General features: G+C 78.1%; 4 protein-coding genes and 1 pseudogene. All 5 read left to right on the top strand.

The features are described from left to right. Window positions 1-170 precede the first annotated feature (170 nt). Window positions 171-1,538, top strand: coding sequence for a class I adenylate-forming enzyme family protein (locus JNW98_RS34335; RefSeq protein WP_223772203.1), 1,368 nt, complete (start codon window positions 171-173; stop codon window positions 1,536-1,538). Between the two features lie 46 nt (window positions 1,539-1,584). Next, on the top strand, window positions 1,585-1,875 hold the full coding sequence (locus JNW98_RS34340; RefSeq protein ID WP_223772204.1) for an acyl carrier protein: 291 nt from the start codon (window positions 1,585-1,587) through the stop codon (window positions 1,873-1,875). Next, on the top strand, window positions 1,872-2,906 hold the full coding sequence (locus JNW98_RS34345; RefSeq protein WP_223772205.1) for a BtrH N-terminal domain-containing protein: 1,035 nt from the start codon (window positions 1,872-1,874) through the stop codon (window positions 2,904-2,906). Before JNW98_RS34340 ends, JNW98_RS34345 begins: the two co-directional genes overlap by 4 nt. Then, entirely contained in the window at window positions 2,903-3,643 is a 741-nt protein-coding gene (locus JNW98_RS34350) for an SDR family oxidoreductase (protein ID WP_223772206.1), read from the top strand. Before JNW98_RS34345 ends, JNW98_RS34350 begins: the two co-directional genes overlap by 4 nt. An 84-nt stretch (window positions 3,644-3,727) precedes the next feature. Next, window positions 3,728-4,154, top strand: a pseudogene (locus tag JNW98_RS34355) (glycosyltransferase); the annotation flags it as partial.

The raw sequence follows: 4,154 nt of genomic DNA on the forward strand, positions 1-4,154 counted from the left end.
GGGCGGCCGGGCGGCGCCCCGCCCGGGGACGTGCGGGCGACCGCCCCGCTCGCCGCGCTGGTCGCCGCGCTCACGGGCGACGGTCCGGCCGCCGCGGGACCGCCCCTCACCGTGACCGCCATGGGCCGGCGGCACGCATACCGCTGCACCGTGTACCGGGAGGGCTGACCGTGGACGACGCACCCGACACCCCGCTGGACGTCCTCGCCGGGCACCGCCGTGCCGGCCGGGGCGACCGGCCGGCGCTCGCGGACCGGCGGCGCTCGGTGACCTATGCCGAGCTCGAACGGGAAGTAGTCGACACGGCACGGGAGTTGGAGAGCGCCGGCGTCGGGCCGGGCGTGCCCACCGCCGTCGTGCTCACCTGTCTGCTGGAGTCCGTGGCCGAGTTCGCCGCCGCGCTGTCGCTGGGGGCCGCCGTGCTGGTGCTCCAGGAGCGCGCCGGCGGTGCGGAGCGGGCGGCGGCGCTGGACGACTTCGGGGCCGAGCTGCTCGTCGTCGACGGGCGGGTGACGCGGCTGCGGCCGGCCGGGCGGGACGTGAGGGGGCAGGCGTTCGCGGTCGCCAGTTCGGGGACCGGCGGCCGGCCGAAGGTGATCTCGCGGGAGTGGCCGGGCACGTTCCGCAACTCGGCCGTGTTCGCCGGCGAGGTGGGGCTGGACGCCGACGACGTCGTGCTCACCACCAGCCCGCTGGGCCACAGTTACGCGATCGAGGCGGGCACCCTCGCCGTCCTGGCGGCGGGCGCCTGCCAGGTGGTGCCGTCCGGCCCGCTGACCCCGGCCCGGGCCGCCGCCCTGGCCGGGCGGCACCGGCCGACCCTGCTGCAGACGGTCCCGCTGGTCCTCGACTGGTGGGGGCGCGGCGGCGTGCCGAACGCGGGCCGCTGGAAGCGGTGCGTCAGCGCGGGCGAGGCCCTGCCGGCCGCCGCGGCCGGTCCCTGGCACGACGCGGGGGTCCCCGTCCTCGACCACTACGGCAACTCCGAGCTGGGCCAGCTCACTCTCGGCCCGGCCGGCGGCGTGGGTGTCGGCCGGCCGCTGCCCGGCGTCGGGCTGCGGGCCGGTACCGACGGGCCGGAGCCGGTGAGGGCCCGCTTCCCCGGCCTCTCCCCCGTCCGGATGCGCGCGGGCCGCGCCGTGCCGCTCGCCGACGCGGACGGCTGGGTCGCCACGGGCGACCTCGGCGTGCTCGGCGCCGACAGCGGCCTCCGGCTGGCCGGCCGCGCCGACGCGCTCATCAACGTCGCGGGGAACAAGGTCTCGCCCGCCGAGGTGGAGGCCGTCCTGCGCGGCCTGCCCGGGGTCGGCGACTGCGCCGTCGTCGGACGGCCGGGACCGGGCGGCGGCGGGACGCAGGTGTGGGCGTTCGTCGAGGCCGACGCCCGCGACTTCGACGCGGCGGCCCTGCGCCGCCGGGCCGGCGAGCTGCTGACGCCCGTGAAGGTGCCCGCGGTGATCCGACGGGTCGACGCCCTGCCCAGAACGCCCAGCGGCAAGATCCGCCGCGGCCCGCTGCTGACGGACGACGGCGGCTGACCGCGGTCGCCCGTACAACTCTCCCACCGGCGAAAGGGAACCGAAGATGACCGACGCTGCCACCCCCCGGCTGCCCGACCGCGACGACGTGATGAAGCTCGTCACGACCGTCCTCGCGGAACGCCCCCACCTGCCCGACCGGCTCGACGCGAGCACCACCCTGGACGAGATCGGGATGGACTCGCTCGACCTGATCGTGGTGTTCTCCCGCTTCGAGGACGCGTGGGGCGTGCCCTACAGCGAGGAGGAGACCGACTGGACGGTCTTCGACAACCTCGGACACCTGGCCGACACCCTGGTCGCCCGCGCCCGGGCCGCCACGCGGGAGCCGCGGTGACGGGGACGGCCGCCGCCGCGCCCCGGTTCGACCCCGGCGCGGCGCTGGGCTGGGGGGACGTCGCGCTGGACGGGCTGAACTGCGTGCTCCGCTGCGTCGAGGCGGTGCTGCGGTTCCGCGGCCTGGGCCCGCTGGCGGTCGCGCGGGCGCTCAACGGCCCGCTCGACCCAGTGGGCCGGGACCTGGCCAAGGACTTCGACGGCTGCCGGGTGACGTACCGGACGGCGTTCGACGACGGCGCGCGCAACGTCCCGTTCGTGCTGGAGCGACTGGCCGCCGGGGAGCCGGTGATGGTGCTGCCGGACCGGTACCACCTGCCCGGCGACGTGTACGAGGGCCGCTTCCACTTCCACGACCACGCCGTGCTGGCGGTCGGCTGGTCCCCGGCGGACGGCGTGATCACGGTCCTGGACACGGACGCCGACCCGGCCGACGGCTTCCGGCGGCGCTGGACGCTGACGCCGGCGCTGCGGGCCCTGTTCACCTGGGTGGGCACGGTGGCGGTCACCGGCCCGCCGGACGGGCGGGACGCGGAGGCGTACCTGGGCGGGCGGCTGGACCGGGACACCGCGCTGCTGTCGGCCGGCGCGCGGGCGCTGCGCGTCCTCTTCGACGAGCTCGGCGGGCGCGCCGCGGGCGGCCTCGGTCCGGTGCCGGCGCGGGCGCTGCACGTGCTCGTCCTGGGCGACCTCCAGCCGCAGTTGTTCCTGTACGCGCAGGCGCTGGGCCCGCCGGACGGCCTCTCCCCCGCCGTGGCCGCGGTGCGGACGGCCGCGCTGGACGCCCGGCTGCGGGCCAAGCGGCTCGGCACGGCCCTGATCGCGGCGCACGAGCAGCCGGATCCGGCCGCGGTGTACCCCCGCGTGCTGGAGTTGGGGCGCCCGCTGCTCGCCGCGCTGGACCGGCTGCGGGAGGCGATGGTCGCCGCGGGCGGCCGGGAGGATCCCCCGGATCCCGGGGCGGCGGCGCGGCTGCGGGCCCGGTTCGCGCACATCGAGGACACGTGCTTCCCCGTCCGGGAGGCGCGGTGAGCGGCCGGGCCGCCCTGGTGACCGGCGGTTCCGGGCCGTTGGGCCGGGCCGTCGCCCAGGCGCTGGCCGCCGCCGGCCACGCGGTCGCGGTGCACGCGCACCGCGACGTGAAGGCCGCGGCGGACACGGCCGACGCGCTGCGGGCGGCGGGCGGGGCCGCCGTGGCGGTGGCGGCCGACCTGTCCCTCCCGGACGGCGGGACGCGGGCGGTCGACGCGACCGTCGCGGAGTTCGGCCGGCTGGACGCGCTCGTCGTCAACTCCGGCGTCCACCGGGACCGGCTGCTGCTGGACGTGCCGGACGACGAGTGGGAGGAGCAGCTGGCGGTCAACCTCGGCGGGGCGTTCCGCTGCCTGCGGGCCGGGGTGCGGGCGATGCTGCGGCGACCCGGCGGGCGGGTGGTGCTGGTGTCGTCGGTGGCCGGGCTGCGCGGGCAGCGGGGCCAGGCGGCGTACGCGGCGGGCAAGTCGGGGCTGCACGGGCTGGCGTGGACGGTCGCCCGGGAGTACGGGCGGTACGGGCTCACCTGCAACTGCGTGGCCCCCGGCCTGGTCGCCGGGACGCCCGCGCACGACGGCCTGCCGGCCCGGGCGCGCGAGGACGTGATGCGCCGCACCCCGCTGGGCCGGCCGGCCCGGGCCGAGGAGGTCGCGGCGGTCGTGGCCTTCCTGTGCTCCCCCGCCGCGTCGTACGTGACCGGACAGGTGATCGCGGTGGACGGCGGGCTGACGGTGTGAAGCGGTGACGGACGGCGTGAAGCGGTGTCGGACAGTGTGAAGCGGTGTGAAGCGGTATCAGGCGGACGGCGAGCAGGAGGACGAGTGACCGGACGAGTGCTGTTCTTCCCCTGGGGCTGGGGCGGCGGCGCGGCCTACACCGGCCGCTGCCTGGTCCTGGCCGCGGAACTGGCCGCGGCGGGCGCCGAGGTGGCGTTCGCGGACTGCGGCATCCCCGCGATGGTCCGGGAGGCCGGGTTCCCGGTGCTGGACTCCGGGCCGGACGCGCCGCGCCCGCCGGCCCGGCACCCGATGCCGCCGTACCTGCCGTTCGCCGACGTGGAGCGGGTGTTCGCCGTCGCGGCGGGGTTCCACCGGATCGACCGCGTGCGGGGTCGGCTGGCGGCGGACGCCCGGCTGGTCGAGGAGTTCCGGCCGACGGCGGTCGTCGTCGACATGTGCCCCACGGCCGCGCTCGCCGCCCGCGCGGCCGGCGTCCCGGTCGTCTCGCTCGCCGATGCGGACTTCGTCA

Origin of the sequence: Streptomyces huiliensis, from assembly GCF_020037025.1 — a bacterium.
GTDB lineage: Bacteria > Actinomycetota > Actinomycetes > Streptomycetales > Streptomycetaceae > Streptomyces > Streptomyces huiliensis.

Coding starts and splice junctions, on each gene's coding strand:
- JNW98_RS34340 (WP_223772204.1), top strand. CDS start 1,585: ATGACCGACGCTGCCACCCCCCGGCTGCCCGACCGCGACGACGTGATG.